The organism is Paenibacillus dakarensis (assembly GCF_001373415.1).
GTDB classification, from domain to species: domain Bacteria; phylum Bacillota; class Bacilli; order Paenibacillales; family Paenibacillaceae; genus Paenibacillus_AQ; species Paenibacillus_AQ dakarensis.
Genome location: NZ_CDSE01000084.1, coordinates 79177 through 98970 on the forward strand (window position 1 = coordinate 79177; position 19794 = coordinate 98970).

Consider the following 19794-nt stretch of genomic DNA (forward strand, 5'->3'; position numbering starts at 1 on the left):
AACACACTACTTGTTTGATCATTTTAATATTTTTTATATATGCCCCTTATTTCTTAACAGGCATATATTTTCCCAAGTATGTCTCTATATTTTGCATATATTCCAAGTACTTTTTATTGTCATTTTGTAATCCATGCCCTGAATGCTCTAAAACCGTGTATTCATGGGGTACATTGTACTGATTGAGTGCAGCATTCAGACGAACGGATCCTTCATACGGCAGGAATTTATCGTGCGCTCCGTATGCCATAACTGTGGGTACCGTATTCTTATTTACCCATAAAAGTGGGGAGATATCCTTCATCGTTTCATCATATTCTGCTGTCCCGAACATGTCCGGTGTGATCTGCTTACCGGAAATAATACTAAACAATTTTGCAGCCCCTTCCTTGTTATGGTCAAAGCCATAGCTCTTCCAGTCTTCCGGATAAAAGCTCGACGGTCCTACAGCCTCAAATACCATACGTACAGGAACCGGCGAAGTATCCGCATCACGATACGCATAAAGCAGAGCCAGAGTACCTCCTGCCGAGCCACCGGAAATGGTCATTTCATCAATATTATATCCGAGCTTCTTCGCTTCTTCAATTACATACGGCATGCCGTCCTTGATCTCCATAGACTGTTTGTAGACGTTAGCATCCGGATTTTTTTCGCTAAATAATGTGTAATTGATACCGGCAGCTACATAGCCTTTTGAAGCAAGCCACTGTAACATCTCTGCATCATCTGCCTTATCGCCGCCGGTAAATCCGCCTGCATGAAGATAAACTACTAGACCATAGCTTTTCCTTGTATTATCTGCCGGTACATAGAGATCAAACTTCTGAGCCTCCCCTTCACCATAGGCTAGGTTCTTATGCACGCTTCCAATTTCTTCACTCCAGACAAACGATTATTTCTTAAAAGATGCTGGCTCATATGTCATCTTAAAAACTACAGATCCTGCGAAAGACACAAAGAACGCCAGCACACACAAAATTACAAACTTCACGGTCTTTTTTCCTCTCTTATCTATCTTATCACTCTTTTTCTTCATAAGAAATTACCTCCAAATAACGTTCCTCCAAGCATAAAGTTCAGTACAGCTCGTACAGACAGCCTTCCCAAAAATAAACCGACAATAATCATAATTGCCAGAATGATCCATCTCTGTTTTGTCATCATCTGTTGTTCCTCCTTGACTTCTCGTTGTAACTTTTGTACCATCCGATGCACTTTAATTCAAGTATTTGTGAAAAAGGGTACAAACAAGGAGGGATTGTTCCATCATGGGAAATAAGTTCAGAAACAGTTTTGTAAAACAACAGATCACAGATACCCTTCTTCAGTTACTGGAGGAAAGGGAATTAACAGAAATAGCGATTCACGAGAAAAAGAGGAATCTGTTATACCTCATTCGGGAAGCATACCTTGAACTCAACGCCCTCCGAGGGATGCAGATAACATAATTGCTTATATTAATCTGCGGAAGTCATGAGCAGTCTTCTAAGTACACATGGAATGAAATAACCGAATAGATGAGTGTACAGCCGAACGGGTTTTCTTTCTGGATTGACTGGCTGCTGAGAAACAACAGCCTGTTCTCGCTCAATTCGCTTTCCTTCAACTAGTGAACCTATAAGTAATGTAATCTTGTCCCTATAGCAAACATTGCGCTAAGCCACGTCTTCACTCTTCCCTTCATGAATCATCCCCTTTAACGGAACGTTATCAAGACGTCTTTCCTGTTGTCCAGTACGCATAGATGCCGAGCTGTGTTTTTGTAACCACTACAGTGCCAGTAAAAATCTTAGATAATTTCGAAGAGAAACCCACCGTAAAAGGCTCCAACCTATTTATACCATGGGTTCTCTCTTAGCTTGACTTCGATAATGCATCAAGTTCCTAGTAAAATATTTATTAAAGCTACACCTCCCTTGAGAAAGTTAACAACTATAGAAAAGTGGTCATTTAGATAACTACCTAATCCAAAATAACACAATGTTTTTGTCCTTAGCTCGGACAAGAACTTGTACCAATAAAACAAATAGCCGTTAAAATAGTGACTTCAATGGGAATATGTTCTTGGCCCTCGGTAGCAATCTACTTGCAATTCTTGCTTCCATTTAATCATTTCATACCATGTGATGATAGCAAGGTCACCATCGTTTCTACTGATTCTTGCATCCCTCTGGCAATCCATTCCTCGATCCAGCCGTAGGTACCCGTATGCGATAAAAGAAGTTGTATATGCCCACATATTCTCGTACTACTGAAAAGCAGATAGAAGTCGTTGTTCTTTTTCAGATGCTCGAATAATGTGCCATACATCAGTGCATTCGGTGAACTGCCTGAGTCTTCATAAAACTCCAACCACAAGTTTAGAAGAGAAGCTATATGCTTCTGAACAATTTCCTTTTATCAGCAAAATTTCTATAAAACGAGTTTCTGCTCACCTGTTCAGCCTTTGTTATCTCACTGATAGAAATATCAGCAAGACCTTTTTCCTCTAACAGTTTCTGTGCGGCTTCTGTAATTTTGTCAGCTACATAGGACGTATTTTCATCTTTTTTCTTTCATGGTACACTTACCCCCGTTTTGTTCCATTTTTGTAAAGTACATTGACTTCTTTTGTTCCCGTTGGTACATTTGTTTCACCACATGGTATATCTGTTGCAGTTAATCGTCAAGTATTGCTTATCGGAATGAGGAGAATGTTTATGAGAAAGGTGTTCAAAATGTTCAAAATTCTTGTTATTCTGCTGCTCGTCACTGTTGTAGGCGTTGTTGTCCTGTATTTCTACGCTGACAATGCTCCCGTCATACATCAGGGGTATAATCAAAAAATCGAGACAGGTGGAGATATTGAATACAAATATCTGCAAAACGGGAGCTATAAAGCGAAGAAGGCCACCGCTAAAGCAGAGAAACCAATCAAAAAATATACTATTTATTATCCAGAAGAATTGAAGTCTACTGGAAGAGTCTATCCGATGATTCTGGTCGTAAACGGAACAGGTTTCAAAGCCACCAAATACAAACCTGAGTTAGAACAAATGGCTTCCTGGGGATTCATTGTTGTCGGCACACAGGATAAAGGTACCGGGACAGGTGAAACGACTATTATGACATTAAATTATATGTTGGAACAGAACGAAGATCCAAATAGCGTTTTTTACCACAAGATTGATGTTGACAACATCGGCATTACCGGATTTTCACAAGGTGGTGCTGCCACAATTAGAGCTTTTACCATGTATGATGAAAGTCATTATTTCAAAACTGCAGTGCCGCTTTCCCCTTTAAACGAAAGAACGGCGGAACAGATGAACGTTTATCCTTATGATAGCGCGAAGATTACCCGCCCTATCTTAATGTTAGCAGGAACTATCGGAGAATTTGAAACAGAGATCGTCATTCCAATAGCCGAAATGAATAGGATGTATGAAAAAATCGATGCCCCTAAGCTCATGGCAAGAAGAATCGGAATGGATCACGATCAGATGATGTATTCGGCTGGTGGTTACGTTACTGCTTGGTTCATGTGGCAACTGCAGGGAGATGAAGAAGCTGCCAAAGCTTTTATCGGTAGTAATCCTGAATTACTGAGTAATCCTTTATATCAGGATCAGAAAATAAACTTAATTTCAGAGGAGTAAAATATATGAAGAAAGTATTTAATGTCTTAGGAATTATATTGGCTATTATCTTGGTTATAGCTTTAGTAATTTATAAGTTTGTTTTGCAATATCCAAATCTGAAGAGTGATCCAACGCTAGACAAATGGTATCGTGTTACCAACAGTGAAATGAAATCATCGGACGGAAGCCAGTATCGTGCTTTCTTCAAAAAAGGCAGCGAGAACAAAGTGCTTGTCTATTTTGCAGGCGGCGGGGTCAGTGTCAACGAAGAGACTGCCAAAGAAGATATGTATAATAAAAAGGTTATTGCCATCGATATGCTTGCAAATATAACCATGAATATGGGCGGTCTTGCTACAGCAGGTGATACAAATCCGTTTAAAGATTGGACCGTTATTGCATTCCCATATGCGACAGGAGATTTTCATACAGGAACGAACCAATTCAAATATGTTGATCAGAATGGCAAGAAAAAAACGCTTTATCATTACGGATACAAGAATTATAGCGCAGTAATGAAAAAGGTCTCGGAACTTGCCGATATAGACAACCCGGAAGCCGTAGTCGTTACAGGCTATAGTGCCGGTGGATTTGGGGCTGCTTTACTTGCTGATGATGTGTTTACCAATTACTTTCCAAATGCCGGAAGCAAAACAGTTCTGGCAGATTCCTCTCTGCTCCTGAATGATGACTGGCATAGCATTGCAACCGATGTGTGGAAAACGCCAACTGAAATATCTGACAGATTAACGACAAATAATATCACGCTTGATAGTTTAACTGCACTACATGAAAAGTTTGGTGATGATGTTCATATTCTCTTTGATTCCTCCACCCGAGATGGAGATCTGGCAAAAGTGCAAAACTACTTTGATACGGGAATTTTGGATGTAGATGAAAGTAAAGCGGACATCTATCAACAAATGTTGAAAGATGCTATTCCACAATTCAAAGAACAGGCAGGAGCATATCTGTTTGTGTGGGATGGGCTGCCGTGGTATGACGATCCACGAAATCTGACTATGCATACAATCATAGCAACGCCGCATTTTTTCGCCAAAATGGAAAATCAAGATGTGTCTATTGCAGATTGGCTAATGAATGCTATTAATGGCAAATTGCAAGATCATGGACTTGATCTAGTCGATAAACAATATTAAAAACAAAATCGGAATACTGATTAGCGGATAACTCCAAAAGATCAGAGAATATACAAACAGTATGCCTGTTGGTAACTGATAGACGGGGAAATGAATATGAAAAAGGTGTTGAAGATTTTTGGCATATTGCTGTTGGTATTGACTGTAATCGATACACTGCAGTCTTTAAGCATTACGTCTCTTGGGGATTCATTGTAGTTGGAAACGAACACGATACAGCCTTTGCTGGCGATTCCTCAAACGCGAGCCTTGAGTATCTTATAAAAGGAAACGATGATCCTAATTCTGCCTCTATCAGAAAGTGGATTTGGACAACGTGGGCATCGTTGGTCATTCTCAGGGCGGCGTAGGCGTTTTCAACGCCATCACAGTGCAGTAACACAGCAAATTGTATAAAGTGGCAGTCTCAATTTCGCCTATTCCGGAAGAATCTGCGGCAGCAATCGACTGGGGTTATGATGCAAGCAAGGTGGTTATTCCAATTCTGGTACTTGCCGGAACCGAAAACGACAGCATTTCGCTTGAACAGCTCTAATCGTGTATAAATTCTAATAAAATAATGGCAAGGAGAAGCAATACGAATCATGCTGAGATGCTATACAGCGCAGATGGCTATGTTTCTAATTCCAATTGGCAGGATATAAAAATAAACCTTTCATTTTCATCTGCATGATTCAGATGCACTCATGTGTATTATTGGACAGCGAAGAACTTTTTTAACTAACTCCAAAAAATTGAAAAAGATGCCGTGGTGTGGTGATTAAATCTCATCATGATACCTTTTCTTTTTCTGCGTTTATTCGTGCATCAATGAACGCAGCACATCAATCATATCTGTTCGTACGATGAGTGATTAAAAAGCGACGGCGTAAAAACTTGTGAATAATCCATTCACATTCACTTCTATTCGTGTCCCGTAACAATGTGAATATTTACATGTATTAAAGTAAATTAATCAGGTATTAAGTGTATTCGATCAATATTTAGATACACATCTAATCGTGAATCTGACTTTGTTCTTTCCATTCCGGAAATCGGTACAATTTTTTGTCCTTAGCTTAATGTTTTACAACATTCAAACTGTCTAGGAAGAATAAAAAAATAGCTTGCATTACTTATACAATCTTGGTTCAGAGATTATTACAGAGCATCTATCCACCCCGAAGTATCATATTGTCAAGGCCATAGGCCTTTTTTTATTCATTTCCAATAGGTGTCGCACTTCATATTACAATCCGTCTTTAGATATACATCTATTCGGTAATAGGAACATGTTCTTGTCAATTCCGGCAATCGGTACAAGTTCTTGTCTTTGGCACGGGACAAGAACTTGTACCGTTAAAACAAAAAAAGCCGCTAATAGCGACTTTCAAAGGGACCATGTTCTTATCCCCCGACAATTTGGTCGACTCCGATCCGTAATTTGTGACCAAATAAATATAACGAATCCAATAAGTAATGAGATTAGCTCGCCCATCCATGCTTCCCCTGTAATAAATACCGCGGATAAACTATTTAAAAATGCATGCGTGATAATACACATGAAAACACTTCTTGTGCGTTGATATACGACAGCCAAAATAAAGGAGAACGCAATTGTGCTTATCGAAAAATTAAAAAAGCTTAGATACAACTCCTGATAAGTCCCCACAATGAAAAACAACGGTAAATGCCACAAACTCCAAACTACTCCCACTATCATTGTGCTAATAAATGGAGACCATTTCTTTTCCAGTTCAGGCTGCATTAGACCGCGCCATCCTATTTCCTCCATCCCGCCAATCAGAATATAAAGTGGGAATTGTAGGACAATCAGGTAAAGTGGTCCGCTGCGTTCCCCTCCGAATAAGACGTAAGGCAGTAACTGAAAGACCACAGTGACCACTAGGATTAAAACATACCAGGTAAACTTTTTTGGAGGCATGAAGCAGTTTCTGCAGAAAGAATGGAAAGCTTCTTTAGAAACCAACTGTTTGTTAATCGTCATTGCAGAAATAGCAGGACTTAGCACGCCTAGAACGTAGAGCACGATTAACGGTATCGAAGATCCAAACGGGACGTTCTTCCACTGTGTATAGATTGCAACTATTCCCCATAAGGTGTAGGTAACCACAAATGTTAAAATACTATAACGGTTCACACTTTTCATCTTTCACCATCCCGCAACTAATTGGTCATCCTCGATGATAGTCACAATACTGTATTCAATTGCATAGTCAATAGCTGTATGTGAATTACCGTAGAGAACCTATCCTCTGTTAATCTTCGACAGCATCTCGTTTATATAATCCTGATTACGTCTCTCTAACCCATTTAAAGTGTCTTTGTGCTTTGTATAAATACACATATACCGTTAGTGCTATCTTATCCTTGTACTTTGACGACAGGTACTCCTGCAAGGTCATCTCTCCTTGTTCCTTCAAAAACCCTACTAGTCGCAAATCAGCAAGATAAGCATACTTAGTTAATACTCGCAACGAAATGTCATCACTGGATTTAAAAACTCTGTAATCCTCCCTATTGAGTCAGCTAAGGCTTGCTTTTGCGTTTGTCGATTCTCCTAAATGGATTTGGTAGATTTTAATTTCTTCTTTTGTTAGCGACTTCAACACATCAGAAACTTGTACGTCATCTCGTACGTTTATTATTTCTTTCCATTGGGCATCTACCAACGTTTGGGCGGCTAGCTCTAACTCAGGATCACTTCCCAGTTTTATATTCGGATTGTGGACGGGCTCTGACAGGTAACAATATTCAATTCCATGTTCACTTTCGCTTTTAAATAATAATCGTATTATTTTGATTTCTAGATTAACTTCTTCCTTCGCCTCCCTGACGGCTGCTTCTTCATAACTCTCTCCTTCCTCCACTCCTCCACCCGGTAATGTCCAAAAATCTCTTTTTTTATCTACTACATGGATCATCACGATCTTTCCATCGTGGATGATTGCTGTAAAAGCTCTTTTTCTTTTCTTCATCTTTAGTTACCACCGTTCATTATTTATTTGTTTTCAAGGTTTTCGTATAACGTTCCCGCATCTATGACGTGACCTGGCCTTAGATAGCTCTTATCTTAGGCCGGGTCGTGTGTTGTCTGAATATTCTTCTATGTGTATAACCCCTGACAACCAAGGGGCGAATGCCGCGCAGCATGGATGTTAAGTGATGTTACTACCTTCTCTGTATTTACATTCTCACATACGATTTAGATGTAAATATTGTTATCAATGTATTCTAGTTATTTATAGTATTTTTAATGGTATTTCATCATGTTTTATATGTTATAATTTTCTAGTACAATATACGGCTATAAGGGCGGTCGGCTAATCTCCCAGAAGGGAGGTGATGCCCATGGAGGTCAAAGATGCACTTTCCTTAATGTTCATGTTCGGCATGTTCATTTTGGCATTGCTTACCTACATGAAAAATAAATAGACCGCCCTCGCTAAGGAAACGGTCTATTTTCGACCTAACTAGTGTGGCCGACTGCTCTTTATGCAGTTATTGTACTTAGGAGTCGTGTTCGCAGCACGGCTCCTTACTTATTCTTACCTCAGTATAACTCATTTTATAACGCTTTTATAGGTTTTGTTGATTATTTTTATTTATATAAGATCTGTAATATTGTATGCAGTAATTTCACTTAACGTTTCCGTGTTCACGACGTCCCACCGACTTAAGGTCACGAAGTGACCGGGCGCGATGCGGTTAGGTGGTGCGGATGTGTCCAGCTGCTCTTACTTCTCCGAAATGCCTCTGCTAGACTGAGGGGGCTTGTCCCCCGATGCGTGAACACGGTGTTAGGCGGTGCCAGTGCCACCTTGAATTTTATATCAAATTTTGTTGTAGTTCTTATGATCCCATAGGCATTCTTTAAAGTAATTAATCGGTTCCTTATAATCTATTGGTTTATGAATCATTTTATTAAGCCACTTCAATCGTTCAATATTGTCCTGGAAATCATCTTCAATAAACCACGTAACTTCTTTCATTGTTCCTAGTACACTTCTATTGTTTGTCTTCGAAATAACTACTTCTTCGCCATTCACTAAATATCTATTGATCAAACTTTCATTTACTCCTTCTCGAAGTAAATATTCACGAAGAGTTTTCATAAATTTTTCTTTCAATCGCTCTAATTGCCCTGTTCTTATACCATCAATAATAATAGCTAATCTAGTTAAATCATTCACAAAGACAATATGCTTTCTTTTGTTCAAGTTATAAATATTTACATGCCAGCTTAAAAAGGGAGCTGCATTGATGTCTTCCGATGAAGTTACTTTCATATCTTTCAATAAGTCTTTAGTAAGTCTTAGTGTAATCATCTTGTTGTTCCTTTCTCGCACTGGTTTCGGATAACGTATCTTATATTCACGACGTCCGACATAGTCGGATGTGTCCGGCTGCATCAGCTACCTTGCTAATTGCATCTGTCCGGACCGAGGGGCGAATGCCCCGGAGCTTGAATATAGTGTTATCGGATGTTGCCATTTCTTTGAATAACTACATGGAATGAAATGATTTTAAGTTTCTATTGTCAGTTAATCTAATCAGTTTATAGTTATACAATTGTAATCTCTCTTCGAAACTTACCCGGTTTCTTTCAAAATCTCTTGTCCATTTATACATCATTTTTAGCATGTTAATATCTGGTTTGTAATGACTTTTTTCAATACCGAGTTTTTGTTTTATGAACCGAATAATAATTCTCAATTTCCTTTTCCATAACGGTGTATCAAGAAATATGATTGTATCGGCCATATCAAATAAGCATCGATAAGATTCTCGATCTGTTCCTTCAAATATCCAAGATCCTGTACAATCAATATTATTTATTATCATTACTTGTTCTTCTGGTGTTCGCTTAAACCTTTCCTTTTCTGTTTGATGGTGAACAATACAATCCAGTTCATACCATGGAATTCCTAATGTTATTGACAAGTTTTTGGCTAATGTCGTTTTACCACTTGCTACTATTCCTATTATTAAGATTTTTTTCGTTTTTTTCATTCGGGTTTAGCTCCTAATGAATTAATGCACTTTGGCAATTTCCGATAACGTTGTTGTATTCACGAACCCGAGAGGCTTAAGGCGCGTCAGCGCCGGGTCGATGACTTAGCCTCGCAGGGTTATTCGCCTGGTCCACTCCTTGGCACTTTACCCTTCGGGCGAATCAAGGAGCGTTAGCGACACAGCGTGAATACGGTGTTAGATGATGGTGACGGCTTCTTCGATAATTGCATTCAGAATTCTTTTGAGATCCTAATAGTATTTCAATAATTCTTTATCAATCTCATTTATATATCCAATCTCTTTATTTCCATCCCAAAAAATAATACTACTAGCTTCATTATTCTTTAGAAATGGTCTTTCGCCATCAATATCAGCACTGAATAATCCACCATATTCGGTTTTTCCATTCTTAAGTTTAAACTTCATAAGTCCTCTGAACTCTATTCGTCCTGGAATCTGGTTTGTTTCTTCCAGCATCTCACGAATTGCACATTCTCTAAGTGTTTCACCTGATTCAAGTATCCCACCTGTCACTTCCCACTGTTGTTTCCAGTCATTAAACAATAACAAATATCCGTCACTGTTTCTTGCAACTACTAACACATGTGTAATTGGATAATCCAACTTCACTTGATCTAACTGCTCCTCATCCATGTAGATAATCTCTTCAAATATGTCTCCATTTAAGTTAGTACAAATAGGCATCTTAGATATTCCCTTCAAAAAATATTTTCGTCACTTTCATCTAACGTATTATCTACGAACTTCGCAAATAACCCCAAAAGTAAAGTATTCGCGGAATCATTGTATTATCCTGTCTGTTACCTTAATGAAAAGCTGTGAAATTCAGTTAGATATTTATCTAATCGGTAATCGGAACATGTTCTTGTCCTCCGACAGACGGATACATCATCTATGAAACACTAACATTTCTATTGCGTAATTTGCGCATCCAGTCTGCGAGTGTACCTGAATGGCCCATATCACACAATGGCACCTTCGTGCAGAATATGTAGTGATACCACCCATTGCTTGATGTCTATAGGTCGTATCCGTAACTGCGGCAAAGAATATTGCTGTGGCGGACCACACCTTCCCCCACCGATTGCAAATATGTCAGATTGTTTTCTTCATTCGAAGTTTCTTTATGGCACCGTGATCATAGCTAATCATTGGTTGCATCGCTGCTTCGATACCAAAGTTTGTATCGGAGAAAAAAGAAAATATGCGTTGATTAATAATCTTCATGGGTACACGTTTCGTTTTTAGAATATCATTTATTGTCGTACGTGTTTGAACATGCGTTTTTGGGTTTATTTGGTTTTAGTGCGTAATAGACTGAGCTTAGGGAGGAGGGGAACCGGATGCAGCTGCGGCCTTACAAATGGCCAATCAAGATTGAACTGGACGCTATGAGCATGCCTGAAGCGGTTAATCGAATCAAACAATACGATAAAGCTTATTTGAGGAGTCACCAACTGAGGGTGAGAATAAAGGAGGATGGCAGCTTACGGGTAAATGGTATGGGGATAGGCCGTAACAATCCACCGATTCTCCAAGGAAGAATTACAGATGACCGCGGGATCGTTATGCTCGAAGGTGTTGTGAAGGAGTCCAAGACAGAAGCATTCTATATTTGGGTCTATCTGTTTTGTGCTGTCTTACTGGCTGTCATCCTGATCTTTCTCGTCCGGAATGAGCCTGTTTACTGGTTAGCGACTCTACTCTGCGGTGGAGGGGCTCTTCTGTTCGGGATCATTGCATTTGTGCTTAGTATACTGCGGCCCGTAAATTTCAAAATGGATAGCTATACACTTATTGACCGGTTTGATCAGGTGCTGATCCCCTTTGTCAATGAGGACGGCGACATTAAGCGTCAGCGAGAGGAAGGAAAAGCATGAGGGTGAGCTTCACATATAGAGACGAGGAATTCATACAAGGGGTTAGGCAATCTTTTGGCAGCAAAAAGCGCTTCCTCTTGGATGTGGTATTGTTTGGTGTTTTTCTGTTATATGGGATATTTCTTCTCGTTACTCGAACCAATCTTTTGGCGGGTGTTGTTATCATACTGGTCCCTGTTGTATATTTCAGTGTTATTGCTTGGAGACACCTTGTCATTCCAAAATTATTGTACGAACAAGACTCCGCATTAAGAGAACAGATTACGATTACTTTTTTAGAGGACGAGGTGATTTATCAGTCTGCAAACCAAGAATATTTGCTTACTTGGGACAACTATATAGCCTTCAAGGAAACAATCGATTACATATATCTTTTCATCTTTAATAGGACACTTACCGTTATTCCGAAAAGAATATTTAGCAATAAGGAGGATCAACTGCAGCTCATAGCGCTTTTGGAAAGTAAATTAGTGAAGAAGAAAAAATAAATTGAAAATTCAGTATCTTGGATAATTCATTTTTATAATGTCTATAAAAATTAGTTATATGTCTAATCGGTAATAGGAACATGTTCTATTCCATTTCGGTAATCGGTACAAGTTCTTGTCCTTGGCTCGGGACACGAACTTGTACCGATAAAATAAAAAAGCCGCTAAAATAGCGACTTTCAATGGGAATATGTTTCTGTCCCGCGACATCACACTACTACTAAAAAATCATTATTCGTGTCGTAATAAATCTGCTTCTTTCTTCTCTCCAAGATCTATAGTTCCTTTTAATTTGTATATTGTCTTTAATATCGCTTCCTTATTATTTTTCAGAAAGATCCTTCTTATAACCTAGTCGCTCATATATTCTTTGAGCCCTTACATTATATTGTTGCCTGTGTTACCAGCAAGGAATTATTCATGTTCTTCAGTTTTTTGTTGTTTTTAAAATTTGTCTTTCGGGGATTTATCTAACGTTTCCGTGTTCACGAACCCGAAAGGCTTAAAGTAGCGCAGCTACCGGGTGGTTTCACCACGTAGCCTTTCAGGGTTGATTGCCTGATTCGGCTTCCTTGCTTCTTCACTTCTGGCAATCCAAGGACCGTATGGTTCACTGCGTGAATGCAAAGTTATCGGAAGTATGTGTCTTCTTTGATATAACTCACATTTCTTCAAATATTTATTGGCTGTAATATCTCATTGATATAAGACTTGACCCGGATCGACTATTAAATGAAGATTCAACACTTCCCCATAAAAAGTTATAGGTTGTCCTATATAAAGGATCTCCAATGTGGTTATCAGGTTCTCTGTTAAAAACTTCGAATAGTAATTTGTCGTGTTTTCTCTTTAATTCGAGTTCATTTGCTTCATCCCAATCGTTCCAGTCTAATTCTTTATTAAAATCGTCTTGAATTCTAAAAGTAATTAGTGATAAGGCATCATTGTAAAAACATAATGAAAATTTAATCGGTAGCCCCTCAAATTTAATACTACTAGTGCGATACCATACATACCCGGTATTCATATCTTCAGCTGGAAATAAATGCTCTTTAAAATACATTGAATTTTCGAACTTTTCTTTTGTTAAATCTTTATTTATTACAAAATCTAAGTAAGAAATATTGATAGAACCTGTTATTAAATCTATCATCTTGAATTCACATCCAATAATAATATTGTACACAGATTTCCGATAACGTAATATCTACGAACTTCGCAAGTAACCCTAAAAGTAAAGTATTCGCGAAATCAATGAACTATCCTGCCCATTAGCTTAATGAATAATCGGTAATCGGAACTTGTTCTTGTCCGCCGACAGGCATCCTTTTGCACTCAGGAATATTCTGCAGATAATGAGAAAAGCTGTCCCACAGTTGGGAGCAGCTTTCTTGCTTTAAATACAAGTAGTTTTCTAAGAACTGCCGTACTTCACAAATTCGTCCACGGTAACAATCTGGCCGGGCCAACACAATGCGGACGCCAGTTGACTTACAGGCGGAGCCTGGATATGGCTCTTCTGCATCAGCGCAGGCTGCCAAAAGATTTCTTTCGCGGTACTGTCCGAAAGGACATGTCCATTCGCCATGACAATAACCCGTTCGAAATGATTCGCAACATAAGTCATATCATGTGTAATCGTAATGACGGTTTTGCCTTCCCCTGTAAGATAATCAATAATGCGGGTCAGCCGCTCTAACGAACGGCCATCCTGCCCTGCGGTCGGTTCGTCCAGAATAAGGACCTTACTCTGCATCGCAATAACCGCTGCAATGGTCACAAACTTCCGCATCGAATAAGGAAGACTGTAAGGATGCAGAGTCGCATACTCAGTGAGTCCAGTCAGCTCCAGTGCCGTGGCGATTATTTTCTTGGCCTCTGAAGGATTGACGTTGAGATGCCGCGTACTGAATGCAACCTCTTCGTAAATGGTCTCATGGAACAGCTGATCATCGGGATTTTGAAAAACATATCCGACCTTCTCAGATATTTGAGCCGTTGTGTGCTTTTTTGTATCCCATCCATCCACGGTGACGGTGCCTGAGGAGGGCTTCAAAAGTCCGTTCATCAGCTTCACGGCGGTTGTCTTGCCGGCTCCGTTTTGTCCAATAATGGCTGCCTTTTCCCCTACCTGGAAGGACATCGAAATATGATCTACCGCGTTTGTACCGTTAGGATAACGGTAAGAAACCTGATCCAAGGTTAATATAGCCATGATTCAGTCCTCCCTTTTTCTTAAATGTGAAAATACATGTTCTGCTTGCTTCCGGGTAATGGGAACCTGATTGATTCCCCCCTTCCCGAGCAGTCTCAGTCCCACCTCGGCATATTGAGGCAGTGAACCCCCGTGCTTCATGACTTCCGGATTGCTAAGGATCGACTGGGTGTCTCCCTGCATAACGACTTGTCCGTCTTCCATAACGATGATCTGATCTGCATATTCTGCAATCCATTCCATCTTATGCTCCACAAGAATGATGGTCTTTCCCCGCTGTTTCATAAGATCGATAATCCGGAAGATTTCCTCGGTACCCTGTGGGTCTAGCTGGGATGTCGGTTCATCGATAATGATCACCTCAGGGTCCATGACGATCACAGAAGCAAATGCCACCCGCTGCTTCTGTCCGCCGGATAGTTCTGATGGATTAGACTCCGCGATCTTCTCCAGCTTCAGCAATGCAATAACGTCTTCAACTTTCTTGCGGATTTCAGCAGGATCCACTCCTAGATTTTCCAACCCGTAGGCTATTTCCTCGAACACGGTTTCCTTGGCGCCACTAATCTGTGTAAATGGATTCTGAAACAGGTAGCCGATCCGGGAGGCAATGTCCGCCAACTCATATTGCAGCAGATTTTTCCCGAAAAGCTGCACTTCCCCTTCAAGCTCTCCATTATAGAAATGGGGAATAAAACCTCTGAACACGCTGCACAGCGTCGTTTTCCCTGCTCCACCTGCGCCGATGACGGCGTAGAAAACGCCAGCTTCAATGTTCAGCGTCACCTGCTTCAAGGATTTCCAATGGTTAATGGGATATCTGTACGATACATTTTTCATGGATAACAGACTCATCCTATAGCCCCCTTCCAGATGATCAATACAAGCAGCAGCAACAGCACGAGCCTTACAATCGTATCCAGCGGCCCTTTGGGCAATACCATCACATTCGTTTTCTTGCGCTGGGTCGTAAACGCACGGGATTCCAGGGTAATTACGCGTTCCTGTGTATTCTCAAAAGACGAGATGATCAAGGTGCCAAGCACGGGGACGATGGCTCTAGTCCGGATCTTCAGGCTGCCTTCCGTCTCCACCCCACGTGAACGCTGGGCATCCATAATGACATTCAGTTGTTTCCTCATCTGCGGAATGATTTGCAGCGTAGACATAATCACGTAAGTGACCTTCTTCGGTATTCCCATTTTTTCCAGGGCAATGATCAAATCTTTCGTCTTGGTGATTTGGAAGAACAAGATAATGGAAGCTGTAATGGCAACGATCTTGGATGTCAACAGCAGACTATAGTTTAAGCCTTCCTGTTTGAGACTAAATATCCAGCCTGACCAGAGGACGGTTTCGCCCGGGTAGAAGAACCCTTGAATAATAAAGATAAAGAGCACGATCAGTGTAACACCCTTAAAAAACAGACTGCTAAAGCTTCGGAAGACACCAGCCATTAAGGCGATGACCATACAGATCGGGAGAATGGCATATTGATATGCATACCCCGGAACGATCAGAATGGAGATGATGACAAAAAGCACACCCAGCAGCTTGGTTGTCGGATAGAGTTCAAGAATGGACTTTTTCACTTCACCTGACCTCCCATCCGGTTCATTTTTTTGGAATGCATATAAATGTCGCCGTAATGCATCTTAGACAGGAACTGTGGAGTCATTTTATATACAATCAAGGAGCTTGCCACGATGGCCAGCACTTTATCAACAACACCGAGCAGCAGCGTTTGTGAAAATACAGCGGTCCAAATCTGCTTGCCTGTGGCCAGCAATGTGGCCATCACGATATCACCACTTTGACCCGTTACTCCACCAAACAAAATGACTTGAATCGGACTGGACGTTGCCGAAGAGACGACGGCAATCAGAAGGCCGGAAATGATGATTCTCCAGGGCTTGACTAGCATCCCATACTTAGACAGGTAACCTGCGGTCAATCCGATCGCCATGGATGTAATGGCAAAAGGGATCGACACCGGATTGAGCATTCCATTCACAACATTACCAAGTCCGCCTGTAACCAATCCCACCCACGGCCCTGCGACCATAGCTACAATACAAGTCCCAATCACATCCAAATAAATAGGCATTTTCAAAATGGTCATCAACTGATAAGCCACAACATTAATCGCAACCCCAATAGGAATCATCGTAATCGCCAGCAAGGTAAAATCTTTTTTCAGACCCCGTTTCATAGTTACCCTTCTTTCTATCGTTTATTGGGATGAATGCGGTAATCGACATAAGCAGTTCGACTGCTGTCCATCGTAATGAATCCAACTTGACCGCTTGTATACGGGTTCTCATGATCGGTATAGTCTAGCAGAAGTTCTCCGTCTACAGAAATGGAATAATGATGGTCATCTGCAACGATCGAAATCCGATAATCGGCACCGTGCTGCCAAGTGAAAGGAGCCTCCTGCAACGTACGCCAATTCGTTCCTTCTTTTTTCATCAGTGTAAGCTGGCCTTGCTTGAGCACCGCTGCATAACTTCGAGCTGCCCCCTGAACCCGGAACAGTATCCCGTGGGACGAGCCGATGACCGGACGAATTGTAACCTCATACGTGTAATCCCTAAAATAATGGGCCCCTGTGTAGGCTTCCGCAGATTCTCCGGCCCCGCTTCCCGTTAGAAGCCCTTCTTCCAGTGTCCATAAGCCGCGGAGATGGGTCAGCTGTCTCACTTCCTGACGTAGTGTCGGCCATACCTCCAGCTCTTCGGAAGCAAAAGAAATATCGATCTCAGGCTCGCCCCATAATTGAACATCATCGATATAAGCCGTTAACGACTTCGGTTGCCCAAAAATTTCAGCCAGTGGAATCCATTCCACGCCAACCTCCGACAATACGGCTCCCGGGATCCGCGGAACCTTCCAGGTTAGCGTCGTCCATTTCTCAACTGACAACTCGGTCCGTTCCCCATATACACGGGTTCCATCCTGAAGGTTGTGCGCATATAGACGTGCAGCGACTTGCTCCTCATCTCCCTGCGAAATGTACACACTCATGGAAATACTTTGTCCCGGATAAAATACCGGTGTAAAGCTTGGGTCATAACGGCTGTCATTAAAATCCTCCGGTGTGTAATACGTCTTGAGATAGGTCCGGTAGCTCTCTCCCCCAGCTAACGAGCTAATCGTCACCTGAAGAGAGCGCTTTCCACTGGAGGCGATTCTGTCCGTATTTTTACATACCATCGTCACAGGCAATCCTTGCGGATAATGATTACGGAAGGCATGTGTGGAGCCAGGAAGTTCGAAATCAAAATCAGCGTGTACCCCCGGCTTGTCCTGCAGTTCCTCCCCTAGAAAATACCTTTTGGAAATCGCAGCCGTCCGTTCGGCAATAGAAGCAATGTCCTGAATGTTTTGGGATCCTATTACACTGGAAGCGCATACAAAGTCATTGATCGGTGCTATCCATCGCTCACCAATACCGGTTAATCCCGTTAAAATTCCCACGATGGCTCCGACATTGCCGACATTGCAATCGGTGTCCCATCCGCACATGTTGGTAATATTGATAGATTTGGAGAAATCTCCATCCCCATATAGAAGCCCCAGCACAACTACCGCTGTATTCGGAATGATGTGACATATGCCCGGATATCGATCATACCCGTAATGGCTTTGAATATAGCGGAAGCATGCCCGCCAGTCCTGAGGTTGTTCATTATGAAAACGTATAATACTCCTGACCACCTCACTGTAACTGCTGTCTTCAGGAATCGTTGTGAGTGCCCGCTGAATGACTTCTTTTATCGAGGAAGACTCAAATGCTGCAGCACAACAGGCTGCCACAAATCGCCCTCCATAAATCCCGTTGCGGTCATGGGACACCGATGACATCTTCTCGGCCAGGTCCGCTGCTGCCTCTGAGTCACCGGGAGCCAGAAAACCCCAGATATCACTAAAAATTTGACCGCCGATCTGCTCCGCCACCGCTAGCGAATTCTGCTCCTGCGAGCCCGATTGCGGGGCCGTCATTCCATGCTTCAAATTAAGGTAAGCGGTATGCTCTGTGGATATACCATAACCTCCCCACCAGAAAAAGCCGTGGCCATCCGCAATGTAGTTTAACCATACCTTGGCCATGTCCTCTGCGGCGACTTTTTGATGAAGAGGCAGATCTGCCAAAGCGTTCATAAAAAAAAGAGGACCATTAATGTCATCGTCAGCCGCGAAATTTTTAAAATTATATATATAATCTGTGATCTCTCCAAAAGCCCGTTCAATCCGTTCATATGTCCAGTTTTCAATATTAGCGCCATGTCGTACGCCAATTACTTTACCAAGCCAGCCTGCATACACCCGTTCTAGATAATCCGCATGGTAAGTAACCATCCCCAAGCCCCCCTTGATCATAAAAGTTTTATATCCAGCTGCTGTTTGGTGAATGGTGATTCCCATCACTATCATCCTGAGAATTGTGATAGTACAGCCTGTGCCCTTATTATAAGTAAGCGTTTTTATTTTGACTTCTCATTAGCGTCCCTTAAATTCTCAAAATCCTCACTTAAGCCGTTCATTTCACGATATTCTTTCGGAGATGTACCCGTATTCGCCTGAAAAGCACGATAAAACGAAGCCATACTCTGGAATCCGCAGTCAAAGCAAATATTCGCGATCAGATCATCGGTGGTGACCAGCCGTTTTTTCACTTCACTCAGCCGAAGCTGCGCGAGATAATCCCGCAAACCTTTTCCTGTGTACTCTCGAAATAAACGGGATGTCCGGGCCTGCGACCAACCTATTGTCTGGGCTACATCAGCAAGTTGAATGTTATTGCCAAAATTCCGGTGCACATATTCGAGCATCTGTCTCAGTTCCCGATACGAATGGTTCATTCGTCTCCACTGCTCGCCTGAAATGGAGCCGATGTAATTTCGAAGCAGCAGCACACTAACATCAATTAATATGCTGCGCGCCCTTGACAGGTAGCCTACATCCTGATGGGAAAGCTCTTCATGGATGGTCATGATGCGGGGCTGCAGCTGATGGGCAAGGCTCGTCTCCGCAGGAATATGATTCTGAAATTTCTCGGACTGATAGCTATAGGGAAGAAGCAGCTTTTCATCTTCAAGGAGCAGTATACTGGGGTCAAAATTAATGAATATAAACGTACTTGGATCCATTTCATCGGATTGCGCAATGTGCAGCTCGGTCTGGTTTACAATGAAAATATCTCCCGGGCGTACGTTATAGCATTTCTGTTCAAAACAAAAAACACCGCTGCCAGAAATGCAGCAGCCGATTTCCAGACTGGTATGCGTATGGAATGGCTCCAGTGTGGTTTCCGGTGTCCATTGGAACGCAACCATCGGAATTTCATGGGGATAATCAATATGTAATTTCAATTTAGTCACCCAAATC

22 protein-coding genes are annotated in these 19794 nt (G+C 41.5%); 7 read left to right on the forward strand and 15 right to left on the reverse strand.

All coding sequences use genetic code 11. The features are described 5' to 3' along the window. Window positions 1-46: 46 nt before the first annotated feature. Together BN1234_RS17360 and BN1234_RS22945 are read right to left on the reverse strand one after the other, a co-directional pair. A complete protein-coding gene (locus tag BN1234_RS17360; protein WP_245640205.1) occupies window positions 47-865 on the reverse strand; it encodes an alpha/beta hydrolase in 819 nt (272 codons plus the stop codon). Window positions 866-1035: 170 nt separating this feature from the next. Next, window positions 1036-1167, reverse strand: coding sequence for a hypothetical protein (locus tag BN1234_RS22945; protein WP_281177657.1), 132 nt, complete (start codon window positions 1165-1167; stop codon window positions 1036-1038). Window positions 1168-1271: 104 nt separating this feature from the next. Here BN1234_RS22945 and BN1234_RS17365 point away from each other — a divergent pair, with 104 nt between their 5' ends. Beyond that, window positions 1272-1451 carry a hypothetical protein gene (locus tag BN1234_RS17365; protein WP_054957907.1) on the forward strand — a complete coding sequence of 60 codons (180 nt, stop codon included), beginning with the start codon at window positions 1272-1274 and terminating at the stop codon, window positions 1449-1451. 924 nt (window positions 1452-2375) lie between these two features. Here BN1234_RS17365 and BN1234_RS23145 read toward each other — a convergent pair. Beyond that, window positions 2376-2519 (reverse strand): TetR/AcrR family transcriptional regulator, encoded by a 144-nt coding sequence (locus BN1234_RS23145; RefSeq protein ID WP_082423273.1) that lies wholly within the window; start codon window positions 2517-2519, stop codon window positions 2376-2378. 183 nt (window positions 2520-2702) lie between these two features. Here BN1234_RS23145 and BN1234_RS17375 point away from each other — a divergent pair, with 183 nt between their 5' ends. From BN1234_RS17375 to BN1234_RS22315, 3 genes are all read left to right on the forward strand, one after another. Next, complete coding sequence (locus tag BN1234_RS17375; RefSeq protein WP_054957909.1) at window positions 2703-3641, forward strand: alpha/beta hydrolase family protein; 939 nt, start codon at window positions 2703-2705, stop codon at window positions 3639-3641. Between the two features lie 5 nt (window positions 3642-3646). Beyond that, window positions 3647-4783, forward strand: coding sequence for a pectin acetylesterase-family hydrolase (locus BN1234_RS17380; protein WP_054957910.1), 1137 nt, complete (start codon window positions 3647-3649; stop codon window positions 4781-4783). 397 nt (window positions 4784-5180) lie between these two features. Then, window positions 5181-5318 (forward strand): hypothetical protein, encoded by a 138-nt coding sequence (locus BN1234_RS22315; protein WP_156337260.1) that lies wholly within the window; start codon window positions 5181-5183, stop codon window positions 5316-5318. Between the two features lie 834 nt (window positions 5319-6152). Here the strand turns inward: BN1234_RS22315 and BN1234_RS17385 are convergent. Then, a complete protein-coding gene (locus BN1234_RS17385) occupies window positions 6153-6932 on the reverse strand; it encodes a CPBP family intramembrane glutamic endopeptidase (RefSeq protein WP_054957911.1) in 780 nt (259 codons plus the stop codon). A 376-nt stretch (window positions 6933-7308) separates the two neighbouring features. After that, window positions 7309-7761, reverse strand: a complete 453-nt coding sequence (locus BN1234_RS17390; protein ID WP_054957912.1) for an NUDIX domain-containing protein — start codon at window positions 7759-7761, stop codon at window positions 7309-7311. 373 nt (window positions 7762-8134) lie between these two features. Between BN1234_RS17390 and BN1234_RS22835 the strand changes: the two genes are divergently transcribed. After that, complete coding sequence (locus BN1234_RS22835; RefSeq protein WP_245640217.1) at window positions 8135-8218, forward strand: putative holin-like toxin; 84 nt, start codon at window positions 8135-8137, stop codon at window positions 8216-8218. A gap of 398 nt (window positions 8219-8616) precedes the next feature. On the opposite strand, the gene BN1234_RS17395 is transcribed toward BN1234_RS22835, so the two are convergent. From BN1234_RS17395 to BN1234_RS17405, 3 genes are all read right to left on the reverse strand, one after another. After that, a complete protein-coding gene (locus tag BN1234_RS17395) occupies window positions 8617-9195 on the reverse strand; it encodes a DUF6933 domain-containing protein (RefSeq protein WP_245640206.1) in 579 nt (192 codons plus the stop codon). A 94-nt stretch (window positions 9196-9289) separates the two neighbouring features. Further along, window positions 9290-9796 carry a P-loop NTPase family protein gene (locus tag BN1234_RS17400; protein WP_054957913.1) on the reverse strand — a complete coding sequence of 169 codons (507 nt, stop codon included), beginning with the start codon at window positions 9794-9796 and terminating at the stop codon, window positions 9290-9292. Between the two features lie 252 nt (window positions 9797-10048). Beyond that, window positions 10049-10453 carry an NUDIX domain-containing protein gene (locus BN1234_RS17405; protein ID WP_054957914.1) on the reverse strand — a complete coding sequence of 135 codons (405 nt, stop codon included), beginning with the start codon at window positions 10451-10453 and terminating at the stop codon, window positions 10049-10051. 710 nt (window positions 10454-11163) lie between these two features. Between BN1234_RS17405 and BN1234_RS17410 the strand changes: the two genes are divergently transcribed. Both BN1234_RS17410 and BN1234_RS17415 read left to right on the forward strand, forming a co-directional pair. Continuing rightward, a complete protein-coding gene (locus BN1234_RS17410) occupies window positions 11164-11700 on the forward strand; it encodes a hypothetical protein (RefSeq protein WP_054957915.1) in 537 nt (178 codons plus the stop codon). Then, window positions 11697-12188, forward strand: a complete 492-nt coding sequence (locus tag BN1234_RS17415; RefSeq protein WP_054957916.1) for a YcxB family protein — start codon at window positions 11697-11699, stop codon at window positions 12186-12188. The genes BN1234_RS17410 and BN1234_RS17415 overlap by 4 nt, the downstream gene beginning before the upstream one ends. Before the next feature lie 679 nt (window positions 12189-12867). On the opposite strand, the gene BN1234_RS17420 is transcribed toward BN1234_RS17415, so the two are convergent. The 7 genes from BN1234_RS17420 to BN1234_RS17450 all read right to left on the reverse strand — a co-directional run bounded on the left by BN1234_RS17420 (window position 12868) and on the right by BN1234_RS17450 (window position 19778). Beyond that, window positions 12868-13341, reverse strand: a complete 474-nt coding sequence (locus tag BN1234_RS17420; protein ID WP_054957917.1) for a hypothetical protein — start codon at window positions 13339-13341, stop codon at window positions 12868-12870. A gap of 261 nt (window positions 13342-13602) precedes the next feature. After that, window positions 13603-14403, reverse strand: a complete 801-nt coding sequence (locus BN1234_RS17425; protein WP_054957918.1) for an energy-coupling factor ABC transporter ATP-binding protein — start codon at window positions 14401-14403, stop codon at window positions 13603-13605. Window positions 14404-14406: 3 nt separating this feature from the next. Then, window positions 14407-15258: an energy-coupling factor ABC transporter ATP-binding protein gene (locus tag BN1234_RS17430; protein WP_054957919.1), complete on the reverse strand. Its 852-nt coding sequence runs from the start codon at window positions 15256-15258 to the stop codon at window positions 14407-14409. Continuing rightward, window positions 15255-15995, reverse strand: coding sequence for an energy-coupling factor transporter transmembrane component T (locus BN1234_RS17435; RefSeq protein WP_054957920.1), 741 nt, complete (start codon window positions 15993-15995; stop codon window positions 15255-15257). The genes BN1234_RS17430 and BN1234_RS17435 overlap by 4 nt, the downstream gene beginning before the upstream one ends. After that, on the reverse strand, window positions 15992-16615 hold the full coding sequence (locus BN1234_RS17440) for an ECF transporter S component (RefSeq protein WP_054957921.1): 624 nt from the start codon (window positions 16613-16615) through the stop codon (window positions 15992-15994). Before BN1234_RS17440 ends, BN1234_RS17435 begins: the two co-directional genes overlap by 4 nt. A gap of 14 nt (window positions 16616-16629) precedes the next feature. Further along, window positions 16630-18831 (reverse strand): ADP-ribosylglycohydrolase family protein, encoded by a 2202-nt coding sequence (locus BN1234_RS17445; RefSeq protein WP_245640207.1) that lies wholly within the window; start codon window positions 18829-18831, stop codon window positions 16630-16632. Window positions 18832-18890: 59 nt separating this feature from the next. Then, entirely contained in the window at window positions 18891-19778 is an 888-nt protein-coding gene (locus tag BN1234_RS17450) for an AraC family transcriptional regulator (protein WP_054957922.1), read from the reverse strand. Window positions 19779-19794 lie beyond the last annotated feature (16 nt).

What these genes read in the sequence shown, in the direction of transcription:
- BN1234_RS22945 (WP_281177657.1), bottom strand. Translation starts at nt 1,167, where the DNA reads ATGATGACAAAACAGAGATGGATCATTCTGGCAATTATGATTATTGTC.
- BN1234_RS17365 (WP_054957907.1), top strand. Translation starts at nt 1,272, where the DNA reads ATGGGAAATAAGTTCAGAAACAGTTTTGTAAAACAACAGATCACAGAT.
- BN1234_RS17375 (WP_054957909.1), top strand. Translation starts at nt 2,703, where the DNA reads ATGAGAAAGGTGTTCAAAATGTTCAAAATTCTTGTTATTCTGCTGCTC.
- BN1234_RS17380 (WP_054957910.1), top strand. Translation starts at nt 3,647, where the DNA reads ATGAAGAAAGTATTTAATGTCTTAGGAATTATATTGGCTATTATCTTG.
- BN1234_RS17385 (WP_054957911.1), bottom strand. Translation starts at nt 6,932, where the DNA reads ATGAAAAGTGTGAACCGTTATAGTATTTTAACATTTGTGGTTACCTAC.
- BN1234_RS17390 (WP_054957912.1), bottom strand. Translation starts at nt 7,761, where the DNA reads ATGAAGAAAAGAAAAAGAGCTTTTACAGCAATCATCCACGATGGAAAG.
- BN1234_RS22835 (WP_245640217.1), top strand. Translation starts at nt 8,135, where the DNA reads ATGGAGGTCAAAGATGCACTTTCCTTAATGTTCATGTTCGGCATGTTC.
- BN1234_RS17395 (WP_245640206.1), bottom strand. Translation starts at nt 9,195, where the DNA reads ATGCAGCCGGACACATCCGACTATGTCGGACGTCGTGAATATAAGATA.
- BN1234_RS17400 (WP_054957913.1), bottom strand. Translation starts at nt 9,796, where the DNA reads ATGAAAAAAACGAAAAAAATCTTAATAATAGGAATAGTAGCAAGTGGT.
- BN1234_RS17405 (WP_054957914.1), bottom strand. Translation starts at nt 10,453, where the DNA reads ATGGATGAGGAGCAGTTAGATCAAGTGAAGTTGGATTATCCAATTACA.
- BN1234_RS17410 (WP_054957915.1), top strand. Translation starts at nt 11,164, where the DNA reads ATGCAGCTGCGGCCTTACAAATGGCCAATCAAGATTGAACTGGACGCT.
- BN1234_RS17415 (WP_054957916.1), top strand. Translation starts at nt 11,697, where the DNA reads ATGAGGGTGAGCTTCACATATAGAGACGAGGAATTCATACAAGGGGTT.
- BN1234_RS17420 (WP_054957917.1), bottom strand. Translation starts at nt 13,341, where the DNA reads ATGATAGATTTAATAACAGGTTCTATCAATATTTCTTACTTAGATTTT.
- BN1234_RS17425 (WP_054957918.1), bottom strand. Translation starts at nt 14,403, where the DNA reads ATGGCTATATTAACCTTGGATCAGGTTTCTTACCGTTATCCTAACGGT.
- BN1234_RS17430 (WP_054957919.1), bottom strand. Translation starts at nt 15,258, where the DNA reads ATGAGTCTGTTATCCATGAAAAATGTATCGTACAGATATCCCATTAAC.
- BN1234_RS17440 (WP_054957921.1), bottom strand. Translation starts at nt 16,615, where the DNA reads ATGAAACGGGGTCTGAAAAAAGATTTTACCTTGCTGGCGATTACGATG.
- BN1234_RS17445 (WP_245640207.1), bottom strand. Translation starts at nt 18,831, where the DNA reads ATGGGAATCACCATTCACCAAACAGCAGCTGGATATAAAACTTTTATG.